Source organism: Enterobacter sp. IF2SW-B1 (assembly GCF_001743375.1).
Taxonomy (GTDB): Bacteria; Pseudomonadota; Gammaproteobacteria; order Enterobacterales; family Enterobacteriaceae; genus Enterobacter; species Enterobacter bugandensis.
Genome location: NZ_MJAA01000003.1, coordinates 192,321 through 213,671 on the forward strand (window position 1 = coordinate 192,321; position 21,351 = coordinate 213,671).

The following is a 21,351-nucleotide window of genomic DNA, read 5'->3' on the forward strand; positions in this document are numbered from 1 at the left end:
CGTGAAGACATATCAAATCACTTTGCCCTGGCCGCCGAGCAATAACCGGTATTACCGGCACAACCGCGGGCGGACACACATTAGCGCTGATGGCGTCGCGTACCGTTATGCGGTCGCAAGTGTCATTCGAAGCGCCCGACTTAATATCCGCACGGCCGCACCACTCAAAATCCGTATTGAATGTCACATGCCCGACCACCGGCGCCGCGATCTGGATAACCTGCAGAAAGCTGCATTCGACGCTTTAACCAAGGCGGGATTCTGGCTGGATGACTGCCAGGTTGTCGACTATCGCGTTGTGAAAATGCCTGTCGTTGAGGGCGGGAAATTAGAACTCACCATTACCGAGCTGGAGACCGCATGAATCTTGAAAATATCCTCAAATATCACTTCGCCAAATCGACAATGATTAGCGACTCTCCGCGCTCTACGGCGTCAGACTCATTAAGTGGAACGGATATCATGGCCGCTATGGGTATGACGCAGGAACGGGCAGCATTGGGTTACAGTGCTTTTCTCGGGAAAATGGGCATCAGCAACAATGACCGGAAGAGGGCGATTGAGTTGCTGGCCCATTACGCGCTGACCAAGTGCGACCGGGTCGCTGCGCTTCGCAAACTGGATGCCAGGGTTAAGCCATTAGTGATGCATCAGCTGGCCATCTTCGCGTTCGAGGACTATTCCCGTAGTGCGGCCAGCGTGAAGCCGTGCGATGGCTGCAAAGGGGCAGGGTTTATTGACGCTGAGGTTTTCAGCATGAAGTCTCACACTCCGGCAAAAGAGAAGAAATTCGTGAAGATGTCCCTGAATATGGGCGTCGAAAATATTCGTCCTTCTGAGTATGAGGTGCGCAGAGACGTCAGGGAGGTAGCGCGCGTGCTATGCCCTCAGTGTAAGGGTAAGAAGGTTGTTAGTTGTGCCTGTAGAGATTGCCATGGACGCGGGAAAGCCGTTAATCAGGTTCTTACTGAACAGCAGGGTGTGCCGGTTCTGGCTGACTGTAAGCGCTGCAGCGGGCGCGGATATGAGCGAATCCCATCAACTGAGGCTTACGCCGCGGTGTGCCAGATTACGGATGAAATTAGTCTCGATACATGGAAGAAGTCTGTTAAACCATTTTACGATCAGCTAATCACTAAGTTTGATATCGAAGAGGCGTGGGCTGATGCGCAGCTGAAGCAGATAACAAAGTAGGGCATTATTTTATCGTGAGCTATTTACTTTTCCCGAAACTGTGGTAATTTTGCTCTAACGATGGGTTATTGCCTTCGTTTAAAGCCCTGCGGTTAACCCCGTGGGGCTTTTGCTTAATAGCGATTTAAGAATTTCTAAAACCAACCAACCCCGCGGTGATTTATAATTTTCCCAACCAAGCAGGAGGGAAAATGAAAGAAGGTTTCTACTGGGTACAGCACAACGGCAGGATTCAGGTCGCCTACTACACCAATGGTGTAACCGAGGATCTTGAAACTGGCCAGACTATAACTGGTGTCTGGCATCTGACGCAGGGAGATGATATTTGTCATAACGGAGAAGCAGAAATTCTCTCCGGCCCACTTTCTCCACCAATTAGTTAAGAAGATTTATCGCACGATATTGTACTGTATTTCTTGCACTTCATCTTTTTCGAGCTACTCTTCTAAATATCCGGTGGAATGGATATGGAAGTGCTTGTACTTAGTGCTTTTCACTAACAGCGTGCATGCTGTTAGTCTCAGATTGCCTACTCGTTAAGTAGGCTTTTTTTTGTTCATAGATAAAGCATTGACCACAGGAATAGATGGCGCGTAAATTATTTCAGTGGTGAATCACTTTCTAAGCGAAAGGGCGTTCCAGTCAACTGCTGTCTGCAGGTATGCGCGCGTCTTTGCTGACTGGGGTAGAGTCACCGGGAGGCACCCGGCACCATGACAACAACAATACAAGTTTCAAATTCCTTGAGAGCCTGTAATAAAAAGCAGGCCATTTTTTTATGGTTTTGTAATCTGCTGCTACGCTTTGAGTTGTGAGATGCGCCTACCTCTCTGGTGGTTCTCCTGAGCCTATAGTGAATCAGCCGATACAGCTTCACTCCTGAGCATAGGTCTCACTCACACCTACCTTATAAATAGTCAACTCATTGGCCCGCTTCGAAAGAGCGGGCTTTTTTTATTCCCAAATTTAGCACCCGCACAGAGCGAGGTGAGAGCATGTATCGCATGGACAAATTAACCACCGGCGCTGCATACGGCGCTTCAGCCGGCAGCATTTTGAACGGCATGCTGAATGCCTACAGTCCCGAACAGTGGAACGCTATCGGCGTGCTGGTGGGCATCATCATTGCAGTGATGACGTACCTGACAAATCTCTATTTCAAAATCCGCGAAGACAACCGCCGTAGCAGGAGTCGAGATGAACCCGACACTCAGAAATAAGCTGGTGGGCATTATTGTTGGCGGATCCGGTGCAATCTCTATAGCAGCGATCATGCTGGGTAATGCTGATGGTCTGGAAGGGCGACGATATTACGCTTATCAGGATGTCGTAGGTGTCTGGACTGTTTGCGATGGGCACACCGGCGCTGATATTCGCCGCGGCCACCGTTACAGCGACAAAGAGTGTGACAACCTGCTGCAGTCTGATCTGCGAAAGGTGGCAAACGCCATCGACCCGCTGATTAAGGTCCATGTTCCCGAAACCACTCGGGCCGCACTTTACTCTTTCACCTATAACGTTGGCTCTGGCGCATTCAGCAGATCAACTCTTCTGAAGAAACTGAATGCCGGTGATGTTCCGGGAGCATGCAAAGAGCTGCAGCGCTGGACGTATGCCGGTGGCAAACAGTGGAAGGGGCTGATAACCCGTCGTGAGATTGAGCGGGAAGTATGCGAGTGGGGCCAGAAATGAGCCGATTAACAGCCATCATCTTCACTGTCGTTATCAGCCTGCTAGTTTCCATGGCTTGGGCGATTAACCACTACCGCGACAACGCCATCGCTTATAAAGACCAACGCGATAAAGCCACTGAGAAACTCAGCCTGTCGATCGCCACCATCAAAGACATGCAGACCCGCCAGCGTGACGCAGCGGCACTGGATGCTAAATACACGAAGGAATTAGCCGATGCGAAATCTCAGCTTGAAGATCTGCAGCGTTGCGTTAGCACTGGTAAGTGTGGGCTGCACGTCAACGCCAGATGTCCCGCGAACGGAGCGACCAGCACCGGCGGCATGGGCGATGCTACCAGCCCCAGACTTACTGACCCCGCTGAACGGGATTATTTCACCCTCAGAAAGCGAATCGTCACAGTGAGAAAGCAAATTGGCTACCTGCAGGACTACATCAAAGAGCAGTGTCTGAAATAGAACCTCATCCGCAAGGTTCTGCCACTATCTCGCTCTTGGACACTAGCATTAGCATATATTTTAAGCGCAATCTGATAGGTTGGGTGATGCCAAAAAAAAGCCCTCGCAAGGAGAGCTAAAGGAGTCTCAGTTTCACTTGCTCTTTTTATCGATGATTCCCTAGAGTTGGCATTCTCCGCATCAGAGTCTTGGATAGCCTGGCAGTTAACCAGTAATCAACAAGCGTAAGCGGTTGTAATAGGAATAGTCTCAGGCTGCCGATGACAATTATTTTCTCGAATAATAGATGATTTTTGGTATATCCCCATAAAAAATAACCAAATATTAGACGCGGTTAATTGAATTTTCGAACTGATGATTAACTGCGTTGAGCTATACTCTTCGTTGAGTAAAAGAATGGGAGCGTGTTGTGAATATTCATCTACGTAGTACCAAAACAGGTAAAGTCATAACGCAGGAGGAATGGCTACACTCGTTAAATGAATGGGAAGATGAGGGTGGCGCTCCTGTTCATGCTGATGAATTCATAGAAGTTTATAAGAATGATGAAGAAAATGAGGAAACCGCCCCACTTTCTGGTGGCAAGGCTAGGCATATGAAGTCTTAAGAAAAAACATAAATATGGTGGTTCTTTCTTAGGGCCAATTGAATGCTGTTTCGTTTAGGAGATGCAAAACTTTAGGTGGCGGCCAATAGTTTACCTCCCTGAGTGGATGCTCTATTTGTAATTTATTTGTAAGTATTTTATTTAATATGCCCAGTAATTAATGATATGGGTTCAGGATATTTTTAGTAACATCAAATATGTGATTCATTTTCGATATTGCTACTATAATAAATATACAGCAATTTGCTGTCATTATCACTGGAGTTACCCATGAAAGCTAAACATATGAACATCTCTAATGAGCGGTCCCAGGACAGGAATAATGGGAAAGAAAATGAAAAAGGGAAAGATCGAAACAATGATGAGCAGGATAAAAAATCGGCCAAAAGAGATCGGAAATAAAAAACACGTGAATTATTAAGGAGTATATATGTCCGGACGTCCTGATTTTGATGATCCTGCCCCTGATTTAGAACCTTCTCCTCAAGAGGAACCGCTTGACCTTCCTGGAGAGGGACAACCATCAAGTCCACTTGAACCCGATGATAAAAGAGATTTACAGAATTAGTATAAAATAATTAAACCGCCTAAGGGCGGTTTAATATAATGATTATTTATTGGTCATCTCAACGCTTGATTGAATGATTGAATACGTATTTAAAAAGGTTTTGACGTTTGGGCTGAATGCTTATTATTATCTACGCCCCAATAAAAAACCTAATGCAAAAGCTGCGCTGGTTAATATTGCAATGCATGTTCGAGGGTTTGATTTTATTTTTGATTTTATATCGTCAGAGTGGCTTCGTATGGCATCGTTGGTTTGTGTTGCGTATTTTTTTGCGGTTTCTATTACAGGATGTTCTGATGGATTAATTGCTCCACCAAAACTGCCTTCCATATCACCAAGTTTCTCTTGGTTTTTATCTGCGGATTTAGTGAACATAAATACTCCTGGGATTGTTTGGTACATTAATCATAGCAGGAAATAAGTATTTAGTTGTAAAGGTGTGCAAGTAATGCTTTTATAGACTTTAATATGCCTTAAATAGTGGTTTTTAGTTGCTTTTGCTATATGATGTTTTAGTGGGTCTGTACATATAGTAGGGTGCATATTTGCCATAGTGTCATGAATCATCTATACATAAGTATCTGATTCGCTCATTAACGATTTGTGTTTGGTTGAGTGTTAATGAGTTATTTATAGGAGGTAAAATGAATTCTGATAACATCAAGAGTGAAATCGAAAAAGAGATTTCGTCTTTCATCTCAAAAAAAATGGTTGAGTTGAGAAAAAAAACAGGGAAGGAAGTCTCTGATGTTGAGTTTATTCCTATAGAAACTATGTCTGGCCTCCAGGGTTATAGTATAAAAATCAAGCTTATATAAGGTTTGCAGTAAGTACTCGGCACCACAACAATCCTAAGTCACTGGCATTCGCTGGTGGCTTTTTTATTGGAGTAAACAATGGCAAAACCGGACTGGGGCGCGCTTCAGCAACGGTTCCTGTCCGAACATGCCGCAACCGGCGTATCACCGAAGGAATGGTGTGAAGCGCAGGAACTGAATTACGCTACTGCCCGCCGATACATCAAGAAACCATCTGCGCAAATTGCGCAAAAAACTGCGCAGCAAAAATTGCGCACTGCGCAGAAAGATAAAAGCGCAGATGATCTGGTGGATGATGATGGATTAACGGCACAGCAAAGACGCTTTGTCGCAGAATACCTGAAGGATGGCAATGCTACACAGGCAACTATCCGGGCTGGCTACAGTAAAAAATCAGCTGAACAAATCGGCTATCAACTCCTTCAGAAAACTCCAGTTGCGCAGGCTATTGCGCAACAGCAAAAGGCCTCAATTGCGCGCACGCTTGGCAGTGCCGATGAGGTTCTCGCGCAGATGTGGCAGCTCGCCACCTTCGATGCAAACCAACTTTCGCAGTATCGCCGCGGTGCGTGTCGTTACTGCTGGGGCTTCGGCCACCACTATCAGTGGCGTGACGCTGTAGAGTTCGAAGAGGAAACAGCAAAGGCGGAGGGAAGGGAAGGGGCAAGGCTGCCGCAAGATACAGGCGGCTATGGCTACGATCACACCAGAGAGCCTAACCCTGGCTGTCCGCGCTGTAATGGTGACGGAATCGGCCAGCCTTATTTCCCTGATACGCGCAAACTCCCGGCTGCTTCCAGGCTCGCTTACTCCGGCGTAAAGATCGGCAAGAATGGCGTCGAGATAACCACTATCAGCCGTGAGCGAATGTTCGAAGCGGTAATGAAGCGGCTTGGCCTGGCGGATAGCGAATTCGCGCAGCGTCTCCAGCAAATCGAAATCGACCGCCGGCAGCTGGAGGTGGAAAAACTCCGCAAAGAGCTGGCCGGTGATGGTGATGATGACGAACCGACTCCAGTGCAGATCAATATCAACGTAGTGGACGCGAGGGCGGAAGATGGGGATCAGCCCGACACTTAACATTCCTCAGGCGCGTTTCCTCGCGATGCAGCACAAATTCAAAGCCTACGTTGCTGGGTTCGGGTCCGGTAAGACGTGGGTGGGTTGTGGCGGCATCTGTAAGGGCATGTGGGAGCATCCGAAAATCAACCAGGGCTACTTCGCGCCAACTTACCCGCAGATTCGTGACATCTTCTATCCGACGATCGAAGAGGTGGCCTTTGACTGGGGGCTGAGCGTCAAAATCAATGAGGGGAATAAAGAGGTTCACTTCTACGAGGGGCGACGGTACCGCGGGACAACAATCTGCCGCTCGATGGAGAAGCCAGGTTCGATAGTCGGCTTTAAAATCGGTAATGCGATGGTGGATGAACTGGACGTCATGGCGGCTGCTAAAGCACAGCAGGCCTGGCGAAAAATCATCGCCCGTATGCGTTACAAGGTCGATGGGTTGCGTAACGGCATCGATGTCACGACAACGCCGGAAGGCTTCAAATTCGTTTACCAGCAGTTCGTAAAAGCGGTGCGTGAAAAACCTGAGCTTTCTGCTCTGTACGGGCTGATTCAGGCCAGCACGTTCGACAACGCGAAGAACCTTCCCCCGGATTACATACCCTCGCTGCTGAGTTCTTATCCTGATGAATTGATTCAGGCATACCTGCGGGGGAAGTTCACGAACCTCAACAGCGGGACCATTTACCACACCTTTAACCGTAAGCTGAACAATTGTTCTGATGAGATTCAGGATGGGGATCCGCTGTTTATCGGTATGGACTTCAACGTTGGAAAAATGGCCGCGATCGTTCACGTAAAGCGTAATGGCCTGCCGCGTGCGGTACGTGAACTGGTGAAGGTTTACGATACTCCGGCGATGATTAAGCGCATCCAGGAAGAGTTCTGGCGCTACGAGGATGGCCGATACGTTAAAAGCCGGGAGATTTATATCTATCCGGATGCGTCAGGCGACTCCCGCAAATCGCAGAACGCCAGCAAGACCGACATCGCCCAGCTCAACGATGCCGGATTCAGCGTCATCGTTGATGATGCCAACCCTCCTGTTAAGGACCGCATCAACTCGATGAACGCCATGTTCTGCAACGCCAATGGCGAACGCCGCTATCTGGTTAACGTTCAGAACTGCCCGGTTTACACCGAGAGCCTCGAGCAGCAAATCTGGGCGGCCAATGGCGAACCGGACAAATCAGCAGATAACGATCACCCCAATGATGCTGGTGGGTACTTCATCGTGAAGGATTACCCGATCGTGAAACCGGCATACTCAATCACCATGGACACCACTTTCTGATATGGCAAACGACGACATCACCTGGGTTCGACCAGAACACCGGGCGGCTTCTGCTGCCTGGCGGAAATACAGGGACTTTTGCAAAGGAGCTGAGGCCGTAAAAGCGGCAGGTAATAAGTATCTGCCTTATCTCGACCCAGCCGATAAATCCACACGCAATCGCAAGCGCAATGAGGACTATCTGAGCCGCGCGGTGTTCTATGCCATTGCCGGTAATACGAAAATCGGCATGCTTGGGATGGCGTATCGCAAGGATCCCACGTTTAACGGCCCTGAAAAGCTCAATTACCTGTTGGACAATGCTGACGGGGCCGGAACCAGCATCTATCAGCAGTCGCAACTGGTGACCGAGAACGTGCTGGAGGTGGCGCGAGAGGGGCTTTATGTCGATTACGCAGAAGCCTCCGATGAGGCGATCATCCTTCGCTATCCGGCAGAGAACATTATCAACTGGCGTACAAAGCGAATTAACGGGCGCGATCAGCTGGTACTGGTGGTACTGCGTGAATGCGTAGAAGAGCCGGATGGTTACGCTTACAAGGATGAAATCCAGTACCGCGAGCTGGCGTTGCAGGAAGGGAAGTTTATCTGCCGGGTATGGCGCCGGGCAGGTGGCACCGCAAGCGGTACCTACACCGTTGACAGTGAGTACCACCCTAAGCCGAAAGGAAAGGACTACTGGGACGAAATCCCGTTCACCTTTGTCGGTGCTCAGAATAACGATCCCACTATCGATGATTCACCGCTAGCTGCGCTGGTGGAGATAAATCACGGTCATTATCGTAACAGTGCTGACTATGAGGACAGCGTGTGGTTCTGTGGCCAGGTGCAGCCGTACATGACTGGGCTCGATACAGGCTGGCGCGATCACCTCGAGAAGAAGGGCGTGAAAATTGGTTCCCGATCACCGCTTTTGCTTCCCAAAGAAGGCTCGTTTGGTTATGCCCAGGCACAGCCGAACATGCTGGCTAAAGAGGCCATGGACAGCAAGCGCGATTACATGGTGCAGCTTGGCGCCCGGCTGATTGAGCAGAACGCCACGGCGAAGACTGCTACCCAGGCGAGCGGTGAGCAAACATCCTCAACATCGGTGCTCGGTATCTGCGTTTCAAACGTTTCTGAAGCCTATACGCTGGCGCTTGGCTGGTGTGCGAAATACCTCGGCATCAAGGGCGAAACGACGAGTTACACCATCAATCAGGAATTCATTGCGAAGGTTGCTGAGTCGGGCATGGTGACGGCGATCGTCAACGCCTGGCAGTCCGGTGCGCTGCGCGACAGCGATATGATTCGCGCGCTGCAGAAGCTCGATCTTATTGACCCGGCAGACAGCCCGGACGAGGTTATTGATGCGCTTCGCAATCAGGCACCCACGTTGACCGGGGGCTGATATGGCAACCGTAAACGAAAGCCTGCGCGATGAGTCGATCGCACATTCCGTCTGGTTAAGCCGCTACGCCACCGGCGTGGCAAACCGGATGGTGAAGTTGCTTAACGAGACGGATGCTGACCTGTCGGCACGTCTACTGGATGCGCTGGACAGATTGCCTCCTGAGAGCTTCACCGTTAGCCGTCTGCAGAGTTTACTGGGCAGCGTACGCGAACTTAATCATCAGGCCGTAGCTACCATGCAGGCAGGGCTCAAGGGTGAGCTGGTGGCGCTGGCCAAGAACGAAGCCAGTTATCAGCTGAGCCTGTTCGATTCCCTTCTGCCATCACAGGTCCTGTCTCACTATTCGCTGCAGGGCATCACCGCCGATATGGTGTATGCAGCAGCAATGGCGCAACCCTTTCAGGGACGACTTTTGAGTGAATGGGCGGAGAATCTGGAATCGGACAGGCTGGCGCGTATCGTGAACGCTGTCCGCAGGGGTTATCTTGCCGGCGACACGGTAGAAACAATCGCACGCAGTGTTCGCGGCCACGCCAACAAAGACTATCGCGACGGCGCGCTGCAGATGAGCAGGGCAAATGCCGCCAGCATCGCTAAAACAGCTGTAAATCATCTGGCTGCCACAGCACGCAACAGCTTCACCAGTGCCAACAGCGATATCGTGAAAGGCAAACAGTGGCTGTCTACGCTGGACAATAAAACAAGTCATGACTGCATTATTCGTGACCTGCTGCGCTACACCCTTGATAACAAACCGGTTGGGCATAAGGTGCCTTACCTGCAGGGACCTGGGAAGATTCATTTCTGCTGCCGTTCTACTGAAACCCTGATCCTCAAGTCATGGCGAGAACTCGGCATCGATATCGACGAGATGGACGAGGGGACTCGTGCCAGCATGGATGGACAGGTACCGGGGAAAACCTCGTATCTGGAATGGCTCGCACGCCAGCCAGCACAACGCCAGGATCAAGTTCTGGGTGCCGAGCGTGGCCGTTTGTTCCGCGCGGGTGAAATCGACCTGGCGGATATGTTCACTGACAAAGGCGAATGGATCAGCCTGGAACGTCTGAAACAGCTCTCAGGTACTGACTACTAACAACCATTACTTTCTTCACGCCCTGGCATCCGTCGGGGCTTTTTTATGGGCGAGGCCCGGCAAAATCCCAAGGGGAAATTATGTTAATTCGAAACATGCTTCTGAAATATTACGCACCTGAAAGCGGCGGAGAGGGCAGCGGTGGCGGTGGTATCGAAATCACCCCAGAAATCCAGAAGCTGATTGATGAGCGTGTGACCAGCGAAGTCACTGGCTTGAAATCAAAAAACTCTGAGCTGCTGGGCACCATCAAGCAGCAAAAAGAAACCCTGTCGCGCTTCGATGGTATCGATCCTGATGCTGTACGTGGGATCCTCCAACGTTTTTCCGACGACGAAGAGGCAAAGCTGATTGCCGCCGGGAAAATTGATGAGGTGCTAGATAAGCGCACCGAGCGTCTGCGCGCTGACGTTGATAAGCAGATTAAAGCCGCAAATGAACGCGCCGACAAAGCCGAAGCGTTCTCCAACAAATTCCGGGATCGAGTTCTGGGCGATGCAATCCGTGCAGCAGCCTCAAAAGCTGGCGCGCTGCCGGAAGCATCCGACGATCTGATTCTGCGTGCCAAAGGCACGTTCCAGCTCAACGACGAAGGCGAGGCCGTAGCAGTTGATGCAAATGGCGATGTTCTGTTCGGTAAAGACGGCAAAACGCCACTGAGTCCACTCGAATGGGCGGAGTCTCTTAAGGAGACGGCTCCGCATCTGTTTCCACGCGCAGAAGGCACCGGCGCGGGCGGACACAAACCAAACGGCGGTGGCAGCCTGAAACGTTCCGAAATGAGCGCCAGCGACAAAGCGGACTACATCCGCAAGCATGGCCAGCAGGCCTTCCTCAAACTTCCGAAATAAGGGATTAACCCATGTCTACCACTATTAATAGTGACCTGATTATTTATGACGATCTGGCGCAGACCGCTTTCCTCGAGCGTCGCCAGGACAACCTGGCAATTTTCAACGCGTCCTCCAACGGCGCGATCCTGCTGGATAACGAACTGATTGAAGGCGACTTCCGCAAGCGTGCCTTCTACAAGGTGGGCGGCTCAATCGAATCGCGTGACGTTAACTCCACCGAAAAGGTGACGGGTAAGAAGATTGGCGCTGGTGAAGCCGTATCCGTCAAAGCGCCGTGGAAATACGGTCCATACGAAACTACTGAAGAAGCGTTCAAACGCCGCGGCCGCTCGGTTGACGAGTTCTCAGAAGTGATCGGCACTGATGTTGCTGACGCGACGCTGGAAGGCTATGTGAAATATGGCTTGAAAGCGCTTACGGCTGCTATTGGCGCAAACGCGGACATGGTGGTCACTGCCGACATTGAGACCGACGGTAAGAAGACCCTGACACGTGGCCTGCGTAAGTACGGCGACAAGTTCAACCGTGTCGTGCTCTTCGTTATGCACTCCGCTACTTACTTCGACATCGTGGATGAGGCGATCGCCAACAAAATCTACGAAGAAGCTGGCGTGGTGGTTTACGGCGGGCAGCCGGGTACGTTGGGTAAACCTGTGCTTGTGACCGACACCATGGACGCTGATGCGATCCTTGGGCTGGTAGCCGGAGCGGTTACCGTCACCGAGTCGCAGGCGCCGGGGTTCCGTTCCTACGACATCAACGATCAGGAAAACCTTGCGGTTGGCTATCGTGCTGAAGGTGTGGTGAACGTTGACCTGTTGGGCTACAGCTGGGATACCGCCAAAGGTGATAACCCTGACCTGACCGCCATCGGCACTGCGGGCAACTGGAAGAAACACTTCACCAGCAACAAATCTACGGCAGGCGTGCTGATTAAGCTGGGCTCCGCAGTGGGGGAGTAACGCTGTCAGCGGATAAAACCTCCGCAACCGCTGACAGCACAGACGCGGTAACTGTTTCTCTGAAGTACATGCTGAATGGCTCCGGTGTATCCGGTAAAACCGTCGTGTGGACGTCCACAGGTGGCACACTCAGCACGGCCAGTTCTCAAACAGGCTCTGCTGGTGGTGCAACGGTGAAACTCACATCAGACGTTGCTGGCACCTTCACGGTAACCGGCACGGTTGAAGGAGTGGCGAAAACCACTGATGAGATCACCTTCACTGCACCTGCCGGAGAATAACGAATGGGGCGAAAGCCCCATAAACAGGATGCTCAGATGATTAATACGGATATCACCTCTCCAGATGCCAACAGCTACGCCAGTGAAGAGGATCTTGCCTCATTTGCGGAAATACGCGGCATTGAACTATCTGACAAGCTCACACCTTTGCTGATTAAAGCAATGGATTACCTGGAGGGGCTGGACTGGGTTGGCTCAAAAGCAGACCCTCGACAGCCGCTGGCCTGGCCACGGGCGAATGTCATTCTGGATGAACATGATTTCCCGCCGGATGAAGTTCCACGGCAGGTTATAACCGCGCAGTGCATGCTGGCGGTAGAGGCAATCGACGGGGATTTACTCTCCAGCGTGCGCGAAGCCGCTGTGAAAACTGAACGTGTGGAAGGTGCTGTCACCATGACCTATGCGGTCGCAGATGGTGAGGTTTTCACGCCGTCCTATCCTGCCGTTATGGCGCTGCTGGGCGACCTCGCTGGTGGTCGTGGTTACGCCATTAATGCATTTGCAGAGAGGGCCTGATATGGCGATTGATTACCAACGTGTGCAGGCCAGAACGACCCGCATGCTCAGGCAGAACGGCGTGGCGTACAACATCACCCGTAAAGGTTCGGTAGCGGTTATTGGTGGCGTTGAGCATAAAACTGAAGCGGTCCGTTTTACTGCTGTGGGCGTGAAGACTGAATACGCGCCAGGTGAAATTGATGGAACGGTCATCGTTAACGGCGACGTGCAGATCGTTTTTACGGCAGAGCAGGAAATTAAAATCGGTGATGTGGTTGATATTGACGGCACAGCCTACCGTATTGTTAAACCTAACCCGGTGAAACCGGGCGCTGTGGTGCTCTGCTACAAAGCTCAGTTGAGGGCATAAAATGGGCGATAATAAGGCGTTCACGGCTGCCATCACCGCATTTGTGGACAAAGCCAAAGCGAATCAGGAAGCAGTCGTACGCGCAGTCGGCATTCGGATCCTTAATCAACTGGTGATGATGTCCCCAGTGGGCAACCCGGAGTTATGGGAAGTCAACCAGGCAGCCGTTTCCTATAATCGCGCTGTTTACGACCACAACGAGGCGCAGCGCGCCAATCCCGACAACCTGACCAAAACCGGGCGACTGAAGAAAAAAGCCCAGGTGGTGGATGGGATGGATATCAAAGCACCGCCGGGGTATACGGGCGGACGCTTTCGCGGTAACTGGCAGGTGTCCTTTGATGCGCCAACTACTGACGAGACAGGGCGAATAGACAAGACCGGCGACCTGACAAAAGCGGCCGGGAACTACACGCTGTCGCTCTTCAAAGTCGGGATGAAGGCCATTTATTTCTGCAACAACGTGCCCTATGCCTACCCGCTTGAAATGGGGCATTCCACACAGGCTCCGGGCGGTATGGTCCGCATAACTGCAGCTGAGTTTCAACGCTTCTTTGAGGAAGCTGTCAGGGAGGTGACTAAGTGATTCCTGATATTGCATCTGCACTGGCCGCCAGACTGGGTGCCTGGGCCGATGCCGAGGGCATTTCGGTTGCATGGGAGAACGTGCCGTTCACACCTCCTGCTAACGAGATGTACCTGGCCGTTCACGATATGCCCGTTACGCCTCGAACAATCGATCTCGGATTACGCTGCCGGACTTATTCAGGCGTGTACCAGATTAATGTCGTAGCGCCAGCCGGCTCCGGCCGTACCTCCGTCGTTGCCATGGCGGGCAGAGTAGCGGAATTGTTCCCCGAGGGGCTGGAAATTGCAGGCAAAGACTTTACCTGCTGGATTACCAGCGCGCCTGTCATATTCCGCGGCGTCCCTACACCTGTGTCCTACACCGTTCCTGTCAGCCTGAATTATCGGACAGACATTACCAGCTGATTCCCTCTGTGATGTCCCACAACTGACCGGCCTTGAGCCGGTTTTCCCGTTTCTAAAGGAGTAACCATTATGGGCTTTGCACTGCCTAACGGCGCTCATGTTTATCTGGCGTCGGGCTACGGCCCGGCCATTACTTTCACCGGCGCGACGAATGCTGAGCACGCGGTGATCACCGTCAGCGCCGCGGACGATATTGCGGTCGGCGATATCGTTCACGTGAACTGCAACTGGTCGGGTATTGATAACGTTATCGCGAAAATCGACGCGATTGCGGAGAATGCTGTCACTCTTCGCAACATCAATACCACCAACAAAAACAAATACGCGGCGGGCGGCGGTTCCGGCTCTATTCGCAAAATTGAAGAATGGACCGAACTGCCACAAATCACAGAGGTATCGAAATCCGGTGGTGATCAGAACACCACGCAGATTCAGTTCCTCAGCGATGATCGCCAGCGCAACCTGAATACCTATAAATCCGCAGTCTCTCAGACCTACTCGATCGCTCACGACTCAACTCTCCCGGTATATCCGTTGCTGCGCCAACTGGACGAAGACGAAGAGACGGTTGCGGCTTACATGTACGTGCCGAAGGCGAAGGAAAACCGTTACTGGGCGGCCACGGCGTCCTTTGACGATACGCCAACTACTGCGGTTAACGAGGTAGAGACAGTAAGTGTGGTGCTGAACCTGCAGTCACCGGCGATGACGTTCTACAAGGTGACTGACGCTGCCGCCTAGCCGTCAGAGCTTTCACTATTTCATGCCTCTCATTGTGGAGGCTTTTTTCCGTTAAGAGGTATCGATGGCGACCAAATTCACCCTTCAGCCAAAACCTACATTTAAGGCCAACGTCTCGATCCCGCGCGCCGGCGATGAGGATGGCGTGCTGACCTTCACGTTTAATCATAAGCCACTCAAAGAGCTGGCTAATCTGGAAAAACTGGAAGGCAAAACCGCCACTGATTTTCTGATGGAAATCATTGCTGGCTGGGCACTTCCCGATGCATTCAACGCGGAAAACCTGTCGGTGCTGCTGGAAAACTATCCGGCGGCGATGAAGGCCATCCCGGAAACCTACTACCGCGAGCTGATGGGGCAGCGCGAAAAAAACTGATAGCGGTTGCCTCTGCGTTCTATACGCCTGAACCCACAGCGGCAGACCTGGCACCATACGGGCTTACGCCGGATGATTACGACGATCATTACGTCGACGTCTGGCCAGATGTATGGACTTCATTCCTGGTGTTTCAGACTGTCAGCACGCAATGGCGAACGGGAATGGGGGGCGCGTCCGGGCTCGACTATAACGTTTTGCCCTGGGTGATGCGTTTGCACAACGTCGACGACGAGGCAACCGCGCTTTCGGACATCCGGGTGATGGAAAGTGCTGCGCTAAAAATTATGCATAAAGAGAGGGCGGAATGAGTAACGATATCGCCACGATTTCCCTGCGTGTAAATACCAGTGAGCTGGAGCGCGGTAATCAGGCACTGGATCGCTTTCAGGAGACCGCGTCCGCCGCGGCAGGTAAAGCGGATGACCTGAATAGTACGTTCCGCACCGGTATCGATAACCAGAAGAAAAACAGCGAAAGCCTCAAGCAACAGCGGCAGGAACTGCAGAACCTACTGAATAAAATCAGCCCCGTAAACAAGGCGCTGGATGAACTGGACACGATCCAGGAGAGCCTGGCGAAGTTTCGCGGTAAAGGGCTTGTAGGGGATGAAGACTTTACTCGCTACAACAGCGTGCTTGAGACGACCCGAGCTAAACTGGCGCAGGTCATGGAGTCTGAGACCGCAGAGGGGCGGGCTCGCATTGAACAGGCACAGGCAGCGCAGCGGGCAGCTGCAGCGGGCAAAACCTTTATCGATTCGCTGGAAGAGCAGGTCACAGCAATCGGGAAAACGCGCGCAGAACTGTTAGAGCTAAAAGCAGCCCAACTTGGCGTGTCCGATCGTGCTGCACCGATGATCGCCCGACTGAAAGAGCAGGAAGAAGCGTGGAAGTCAGGAGCGATCAGCGCGGGGCAATACCGCAACGCGATGCGTTATCTTCCAATGCAAATGACCGACATCGTAACTTCATTAGCGTCCGGTATGCCGGTTTATATGGTAGCCATTCAGCAGGGCGGCCAGCTGCGCGATTCGTTTGGCGGTGTAGGCAATGCTCTGAAAGCGATGTTGTCGATGGTGACTCCTGCCCGAGTGGCCATTGGTGGCCTGGCCGGTGCTGTACTGATTGCGGCCAAAGCGGGATCGGACTACTTCACCGCCTACGACGAAATCAACAAGGCCATTATCAGGACTGGCAACATTGCCGGCACGTCAGCGCTCAAGATCATGGCTTCCTCCCAGTCTATTGCTGCCTCTACTGGCGCTACTGTAGGTACCGTTCAGAGCTTGATGACTGAGCTGGTTGGCATGGGATCGCTGACACAGCAGCAACTTGAAAAAGCAGCGGGCTCCACGGCGTTGGCGGTTCAGACCGGTATAGTCTCGGCGCAGGACATCACCAAAGCCTATAAGGACATCGAAAAAGACCCTGTTAAAGCGCTGCAGAGTCTCAACGAACAATATAATTTCCTGACCGTTTCACAGCTTAAGCACATTGATGAACTGGTGAAGCAAAAGGACCAGACAGCGGCCGTTACGCAGGCTATGGACCTGTTTGGCGATACGATGGCAGAACGTGGAGAGCAGGCTTACGACTCGCTGACACCGTTTGGTCGCCTGTGGCTGGATATCAAGGGCTGGGCGTCTGAGGCCATGCAGAGTATCGGTCAGTGGGTAGCTGAGCTGGCATCAAACACACTGAAGGAATTCAACGCAATTTATTACAGCGTTGCGATCGTTTTCCAGAAGCTGAACCAGATCATTTCTTCCTCTATCGCTGCCGCGATTAACCTCGTTCCTGACTGGGCGAAAACAGATACTTTGCAGGGATGGCAGGACTACAACGAACAAATGGCCGGCGCATATGGTGACAGCGTCTCTCAGCTGAAAAAAGACTGGGATGCGGCTGATATCAGTGCAGGTAAATACCTCGATACGACCAGAAAGATAAGTGCCGCAACCACCCAGAAGGATCGGGAAGGAGTCGCTGCTTTTGGCAAAAAAACCAAAACCGGAAAGCAGGGCACTTTATCGGCTGGCGATCTCAGCACGGATGCTGCCCAGGCCGAGTTGCTGGCGCTTCAGTCTCAGTTACGCGCGCTGCAGCAGCATAAAGGGCTGAACGACACTATCAGCCAGCAGCGCAAAGATCTGTGGACGACTGAAGCGAAATTTCAGGTGCTGGAGGAGGCCTCGCGTTCACGTTCACTGACAAAGCAGGAGAAATCCCTGCTGACGAGTAAATACCAGGTGCTTCAGTTGGCACGGCAGAAAGCCCTGTTAGGTGATCAGATTACCGCACAGGAACAGCTGAACAAGCGAATGGATACCTCGCAGAAATACGTCACACAGATGGCAGAGAAGCAGGCTGCATTAGTGATCGGTGCCGGGATGAGTGACCGTCAGGCACAACGTGAACTCTCGAAAAGTCAGCTCGCCGCTGGCTGGAAAAATTCAGGTGGTTCGCTGGATGATGACGGATATCAGAAACAGCTTAAGGCAGCTAATGATTACTATGATGCTGAAGATCAGCTGCGCGGTGACTGGCTGACCGGCGCGAAAAAGGGCTGGGCTGATTTCGAAGACAGCGCGACCAATGTGTACTCCCAGGTGCAGACGGTTACCAGTAACGCGTTCACTGGCATGGCCAGCACCCTGACTGATTTCTTCACAATAGGTAAATCTAACTTCTCAGATTTCCTTTCCACTTTCCTCAAGGGCATCGCCCAGATGCTGACCCAACTGGCTCTGGTTAATGGAATGAAGTCAGCGTTTGGTGGAACTGGTATCGGTGCGTTCTTTGGTTTCTCAGGTGGTGGTTTGGTCCCCGGTTTTGATGGAGGCGGCTACACGGGAGATGGGGGTAAGTACCAACCGAAAGGCGTTGTACACGGCGGTGAGTTTGTGTTTACGAAAGAAGCGACTCGTGCACTGGGTGTCGGCAATCTGTATGCGCTTATGCGTGGAGCTCCGGGATATGCTAACGGCGGTTATGTTGGCTCTGCCCCAAGGTATGGGCTGCAATCGCATGCAGCTGGTGGCGTAACAGTTCAAACGTCTGTGATAGTTCAAAACCAGAACTCTCAGCAGCAAACTTCCGGCAATAACGATGCTATTTCTCAGGCTTACAAACAGACCATCGATCAGTCTGTTCGTGCTGGAATTGCTAAGGAGTTGCAACCCGGAAGGTTGATTTGGAACGCTATGAAAAGCCGTTGATAAACTGATAGCAGTCCCTTGTTTGAGCCTGCTATCACAAGATTAATTATTTACGGGGCAGATACTTATGGGTTGTATATGTCCCACCCTTGTGTGAGGAGCCTTTCCCGTTGGTGTAATGACCACGAGAACCTTTTGCATAAGTGATCGAGGGCGCCACAAGCGCTAAAGAAAGAGCTGCGATTAGTAGTGTTTTCATGAGAACTCGCTGTGTAGTGAAATTGTGTAATAGCCATTCAAATATACGTAATGAATCGACAATTGGAGATGAAATTTCTTTCAGCGACTAATCGAATTATACCCGCTTCGGCGGGTTTTTTTATGCCCGGAGAAAAAGTGACGATCGAAACATTTACCTGGCGAACCCAGATTCAAGCGGGTATGGAAGGGGAGTTCACTTACACAACACGCTCTGCATCCTTTGGAGACGGCTTTGAACAGATCGCCGGTGAAGGTATCAACCCTGAAAAACAGTCATGGCCGATGACCTTAACGGGAAAAAAAGCTGAGATGCTCGATGCGCTGAGTTTTTGCCGCAAGCACATCACAAAATCCTTTATCTGGACGTCTCCTGTTGGCGAAACCGGTTTATACCGGATTGAAGCTGATTCCATTAAAGCCCAGCCGCTATCCAGCAAAGTGATGACCATAAAAGCAACCTTCAAACAGGCATACGCACCATGATTACTGAAGATTATCAACGCCTCGAACCGGGTGAAAAAATACGTCTTCTTGAAGTAGACGGTTCTGCGTTTGGTCTGGACGACGTTCTGCGCTTTCACGCTTATAACCTCCCGCATACTGAAGAAGAGATTGCGGCTGCTGGTGGCGACGAATCAAAGTTAAAGGCGAAGAGTATCTGGTGGCAGGGCGAAGAGTATGGTGCCTGGCCATATAAGCTCGAGGGACTGGAAGCTTCAACCGATGGCAGTAGCGCCCAGCCGACGCTCACCGTTGCCAACATTGACAGTTCTATCACTGCGCTCTGTCTGGCCTATGACGATATGCTGCAGGCCAAAGTTACGATTCATGACACTTTTGCGCATTACCTGGATGAGCGCAATTTCCCGGATGGAAATCCAACAGCAGATCCCTTGCAGGTGAGAAAGCGGGTTTTCTATATCGACGGTAAAAATAGCGAGCTTTCCGGTGAAAGTATCGAGTTTGTTCTTACCAGCCCGATGGATCTGCAGGGGTTGATGATCCCGACCAGGCAGCTTCATTCCCTGTGTACCTGGTGCATCCGGAATAAGTACCGCACCGGCGATGGGTGCGATTATACGGGCACGCTTTACTTCGACAAAAACAACAATCCGGTAAGCGATCCCTCATTGGATGAATGTAACGGCACGCTCACCGCCTGCAAGCTTCGGTTTGGTGAACACAATGAACTTCCTTTCGGTGGTTTTCCTGGAACATCTTTGATCAGGAGTTAACATGCGTCAGAAAACAATTCAGGACATCCTGGTGCATGCCGCGAAAGAATATCCCCGCGAATGCTGTGGTGTAATAGCGCAGAAAAGTCGGGTGGAACGCTATTTCCCATGCCGTAATCTGGCTGCCGAACCAACGGAACAGTTTCACCTTTCGCCAGAGGATTACGCTGCTGCTGAAGACTGGGGGACGATAACGGGAATCGTACATAGCCACCCCGACGCGACGACCCAACCAAGCGAACTGGACAAGGCTCAATGCGATGCAACGTTGCTGCCCTGGCATATTGTCAGTTGGCCTGAAGGAGACTTTCGCACCATTACTCCCCGCGGTGAATTACCGTTGCTCGGGCGCCCGTTTGTGCTCGGACACTACGACTGTTGGGGCCTAGTGATGAGCTATTTCCGGCAGGAGCATGGGATCGAGCTTAAGGATTACCGTGTAGATTATCCTTGGTGGGAGAACGACTACCCGGACAACTTCTATCAGGATTGCTGGTACGAGTGTGGTTTCCGTGAATTCAGTGGATCACCGATGTCGGGCGATCTGATCATCATGCAGGTGGAATCGAATAAGTGGAACCATTCAGGAATCTTACTGGAGGGGAACATGCTTCTGCATCATCTATATGGACATCTTAGCCAGCGAGTACCCTATGGTGGGTATTGGCGTGAGAGGACAAACAAAATCCTTCGCCATCAATCGAAGTTTATATAATAATGAGCCCAACGTACTTCATTAACGGATATTAATGTGGCATTTGTCAACTTGAATACTTTTTATATTAAAATGGTCGTTGTCTGCGTTCCATTTGTCGTTGGGGTCGGGCTTGCATGCTTGAGTTTCTTCGGGCACAGTCACAATCTATGGACTGGGTTTGGATATTTGATAACGTCCGTAGCAGTGAGTTTTTTCCTGTTGCGATGGTTGGTATGGGGAGATTTGAACCTCGCCAATGGTTCAGCCATTGCTACAATCGGAGGTGGGTTAGGTCTGATAGGGATCTTGGCTGGTTCAAATATTACTGATCCTGCATTTATTCAAGTGCGCACCGATTTACACGAGTCCTTCTTAGATGCGTCCTTAAATTGCAAAGGTAATAAGACGTTATTTGACGGTGCTGTTACGTCTTGTTCAGCAGCTACTTCTAAGGATGCTTTGGCGTTGGGGCAAGAGTTGATTAAAGCCAGGTATTTAGCTCCGACATTATCTTTGGCAGATGGTGTGTATCATTCGAGCGATGAAGCTAAGGCGGATGCATGTTTAGTAAATTATTATTTACTTTCAAAGGAATGTCCAAGTAGCTTTATAGAATTCAATAAAAAACACCCAGAAGTTGCTAATCCGTCAGCCAAAAATAAGTAAGTTGATTTGAATTCTTGGATTGCGTGTTAAAAACATCAAAAAGTCTATCAACATTAATAGTCT

General features: G+C 51.1%; 30 protein-coding genes. 29 read left to right on the top strand and 1 reads right to left on the bottom strand.

What is annotated here, in order from left to right:
- Position 1 precedes the first annotated feature (1 nt).
- The 9 genes from rusA (at position 2) to A6013_RS27285 (ending at position 4,519) form a co-directional block, all read left to right on the top strand.
- Positions 2-364, top strand: a complete 363-nt coding sequence (rusA, locus tag A6013_RS08530; protein WP_049136400.1) for a crossover junction endodeoxyribonuclease RusA — start codon at positions 2-4, stop codon at positions 362-364.
- Complete coding sequence (locus A6013_RS08535) at positions 361-1,194, top strand: antitermination protein (RefSeq protein WP_049136395.1); 834 nt, start codon at positions 361-363, stop codon at positions 1,192-1,194. Before rusA ends, A6013_RS08535 begins: the two co-directional genes overlap by 4 nt.
- 191 nt (positions 1,195-1,385) lie before the next feature.
- Positions 1,386-1,577: a hypothetical protein gene (locus tag A6013_RS08540; RefSeq protein WP_049136394.1), complete on the top strand. Its 192-nt coding sequence runs from the start codon at positions 1,386-1,388 to the stop codon at positions 1,575-1,577.
- A 612-nt stretch (positions 1,578-2,189) separates the two neighbouring features.
- On the top strand, positions 2,190-2,414 hold the full coding sequence (locus A6013_RS08545) for a class II holin family protein (RefSeq protein ID WP_049136393.1): 225 nt from the start codon (positions 2,190-2,192) through the stop codon (positions 2,412-2,414).
- On the top strand, positions 2,392-2,886 hold the full coding sequence (locus tag A6013_RS08550) for a lysozyme (protein ID WP_049136392.1): 495 nt from the start codon (positions 2,392-2,394) through the stop codon (positions 2,884-2,886). The genes A6013_RS08545 and A6013_RS08550 overlap by 23 nt, the downstream gene beginning before the upstream one ends.
- On the top strand, positions 2,883-3,344 hold the full coding sequence (locus A6013_RS08555; protein ID WP_049136391.1) for a lysis protein: 462 nt from the start codon (positions 2,883-2,885) through the stop codon (positions 3,342-3,344). The genes A6013_RS08550 and A6013_RS08555 overlap by 4 nt, the downstream gene beginning before the upstream one ends.
- Positions 3,345-3,753: 409 nt before the next feature.
- Entirely contained in the window at positions 3,754-3,951 is a 198-nt protein-coding gene (locus tag A6013_RS26770) for a hypothetical protein (RefSeq protein WP_127353565.1), read from the top strand.
- 270 nt (positions 3,952-4,221) lie between these two features.
- A complete protein-coding gene (locus A6013_RS27775) occupies positions 4,222-4,353 on the top strand; it encodes a hypothetical protein (protein WP_256099411.1) in 132 nt (43 codons plus the stop codon).
- A 28-nt stretch (positions 4,354-4,381) separates the two neighbouring features.
- Complete coding sequence (locus A6013_RS27285) at positions 4,382-4,519, top strand: hypothetical protein (RefSeq protein ID WP_164724261.1); 138 nt, start codon at positions 4,382-4,384, stop codon at positions 4,517-4,519.
- A 126-nt stretch (positions 4,520-4,645) separates the two neighbouring features.
- Here the strand turns inward: A6013_RS27285 and A6013_RS26775 are convergent, their stop codons facing one another.
- Positions 4,646-4,894, bottom strand: coding sequence for a hypothetical protein (locus A6013_RS26775; RefSeq protein ID WP_127353564.1), 249 nt, complete (start codon positions 4,892-4,894; stop codon positions 4,646-4,648).
- 269 nt (positions 4,895-5,163) lie between these two features.
- Here A6013_RS26775 and A6013_RS08565 point away from each other — a divergent pair, with 269 nt between their 5' ends.
- From A6013_RS08565 to A6013_RS26780, 20 genes are all read left to right on the top strand, one after another.
- Positions 5,164-5,337 carry a GnsA/GnsB family addiction module toxin gene (locus A6013_RS08565; protein WP_065421364.1) on the top strand — a complete coding sequence of 58 codons (174 nt, stop codon included), beginning with the start codon at positions 5,164-5,166 and terminating at the stop codon, positions 5,335-5,337.
- Positions 5,338-5,415: 78 nt separating this feature from the next.
- Positions 5,416-6,417: a terminase small subunit gene (locus A6013_RS08570; RefSeq protein ID WP_069732873.1), complete on the top strand. Its 1,002-nt coding sequence runs from the start codon at positions 5,416-5,418 to the stop codon at positions 6,415-6,417.
- Positions 6,395-7,702, top strand: coding sequence for a terminase large subunit domain-containing protein (locus A6013_RS08575; RefSeq protein WP_045344288.1), 1,308 nt, complete (start codon positions 6,395-6,397; stop codon positions 7,700-7,702). The genes A6013_RS08570 and A6013_RS08575 overlap by 23 nt, the downstream gene beginning before the upstream one ends.
- Position 7,703: 1 nt before the next feature.
- Complete coding sequence (locus A6013_RS08580) at positions 7,704-9,092, top strand: DUF4055 domain-containing protein (RefSeq protein WP_069732874.1); 1,389 nt, start codon at positions 7,704-7,706, stop codon at positions 9,090-9,092.
- 1 nt (position 9,093) lies between these two features.
- Positions 9,094-10,191 carry a phage minor head protein gene (locus A6013_RS08585; RefSeq protein WP_069732875.1) on the top strand — a complete coding sequence of 366 codons (1,098 nt, stop codon included), beginning with the start codon at positions 9,094-9,096 and terminating at the stop codon, positions 10,189-10,191.
- Between the two features lie 80 nt (positions 10,192-10,271).
- Complete coding sequence (locus A6013_RS08590) at positions 10,272-11,042, top strand: hypothetical protein (RefSeq protein WP_069732876.1); 771 nt, start codon at positions 10,272-10,274, stop codon at positions 11,040-11,042.
- A gap of 11 nt (positions 11,043-11,053) precedes the next feature.
- Complete coding sequence (locus A6013_RS08595; protein WP_069732877.1) at positions 11,054-12,007, top strand: major capsid protein; 954 nt, start codon at positions 11,054-11,056, stop codon at positions 12,005-12,007.
- Positions 12,008-12,009: 2 nt separating this feature from the next.
- Positions 12,010-12,288 carry an Ig-like domain-containing protein gene (locus A6013_RS27290; RefSeq protein ID WP_175437382.1) on the top strand — a complete coding sequence of 93 codons (279 nt, stop codon included), beginning with the start codon at positions 12,010-12,012 and terminating at the stop codon, positions 12,286-12,288.
- A 36-nt stretch (positions 12,289-12,324) separates the two neighbouring features.
- A complete protein-coding gene (locus A6013_RS08600) occupies positions 12,325-12,807 on the top strand; it encodes a DnaT-like ssDNA-binding protein (RefSeq protein WP_062934626.1) in 483 nt (160 codons plus the stop codon).
- A 1-nt stretch (position 12,808) separates the two neighbouring features.
- Entirely contained in the window at positions 12,809-13,159 is a 351-nt protein-coding gene (locus tag A6013_RS08605; protein ID WP_046887755.1) for a hypothetical protein, read from the top strand.
- Position 13,160: 1 nt separating this feature from the next.
- Positions 13,161-13,745: a hypothetical protein gene (locus A6013_RS08610; RefSeq protein ID WP_049136383.1), complete on the top strand. Its 585-nt coding sequence runs from the start codon at positions 13,161-13,163 to the stop codon at positions 13,743-13,745.
- Positions 13,742-14,152: a DUF4128 domain-containing protein gene (locus A6013_RS08615; protein WP_049136382.1), complete on the top strand. Its 411-nt coding sequence runs from the start codon at positions 13,742-13,744 to the stop codon at positions 14,150-14,152. Before A6013_RS08610 ends, A6013_RS08615 begins: the two co-directional genes overlap by 4 nt.
- Before the next feature lie 69 nt (positions 14,153-14,221).
- A complete protein-coding gene (locus A6013_RS08620) occupies positions 14,222-14,893 on the top strand; it encodes a phage tail protein (protein ID WP_049136381.1) in 672 nt (223 codons plus the stop codon).
- Between the two features lie 64 nt (positions 14,894-14,957).
- Positions 14,958-15,269 (top strand): phage tail assembly chaperone, encoded by a 312-nt coding sequence (locus A6013_RS08625; protein ID WP_025913015.1) that lies wholly within the window; start codon positions 14,958-14,960, stop codon positions 15,267-15,269.
- Positions 15,270-15,316: 47 nt separating this feature from the next.
- Positions 15,317-15,580: a DUF1799 domain-containing protein gene (locus tag A6013_RS08630; RefSeq protein WP_049136380.1), complete on the top strand. Its 264-nt coding sequence runs from the start codon at positions 15,317-15,319 to the stop codon at positions 15,578-15,580.
- Complete coding sequence (locus A6013_RS08635) at positions 15,577-18,489, top strand: phage tail tape measure protein (protein WP_049136379.1); 2,913 nt, start codon at positions 15,577-15,579, stop codon at positions 18,487-18,489. Before A6013_RS08630 ends, A6013_RS08635 begins: the two co-directional genes overlap by 4 nt.
- Before the next feature lie 336 nt (positions 18,490-18,825).
- Positions 18,826-19,173, top strand: coding sequence for a phage tail protein (locus A6013_RS08640; protein WP_049136378.1), 348 nt, complete (start codon positions 18,826-18,828; stop codon positions 19,171-19,173).
- Entirely contained in the window at positions 19,170-19,925 is a 756-nt protein-coding gene (locus A6013_RS08645) for a phage minor tail protein L (RefSeq protein WP_049136377.1), read from the top strand. The genes A6013_RS08640 and A6013_RS08645 overlap by 4 nt, the downstream gene beginning before the upstream one ends.
- 1 nt (position 19,926) lies before the next feature.
- Positions 19,927-20,640, top strand: a complete 714-nt coding sequence (locus A6013_RS08650) for a C40 family peptidase (protein WP_049136376.1) — start codon at positions 19,927-19,929, stop codon at positions 20,638-20,640.
- A 36-nt stretch (positions 20,641-20,676) separates the two neighbouring features.
- On the top strand, positions 20,677-21,288 hold the full coding sequence (locus A6013_RS26780; protein ID WP_127353563.1) for a hypothetical protein: 612 nt from the start codon (positions 20,677-20,679) through the stop codon (positions 21,286-21,288).
- The last annotated feature ends 63 nt before the right edge of the window (positions 21,289-21,351 follow it).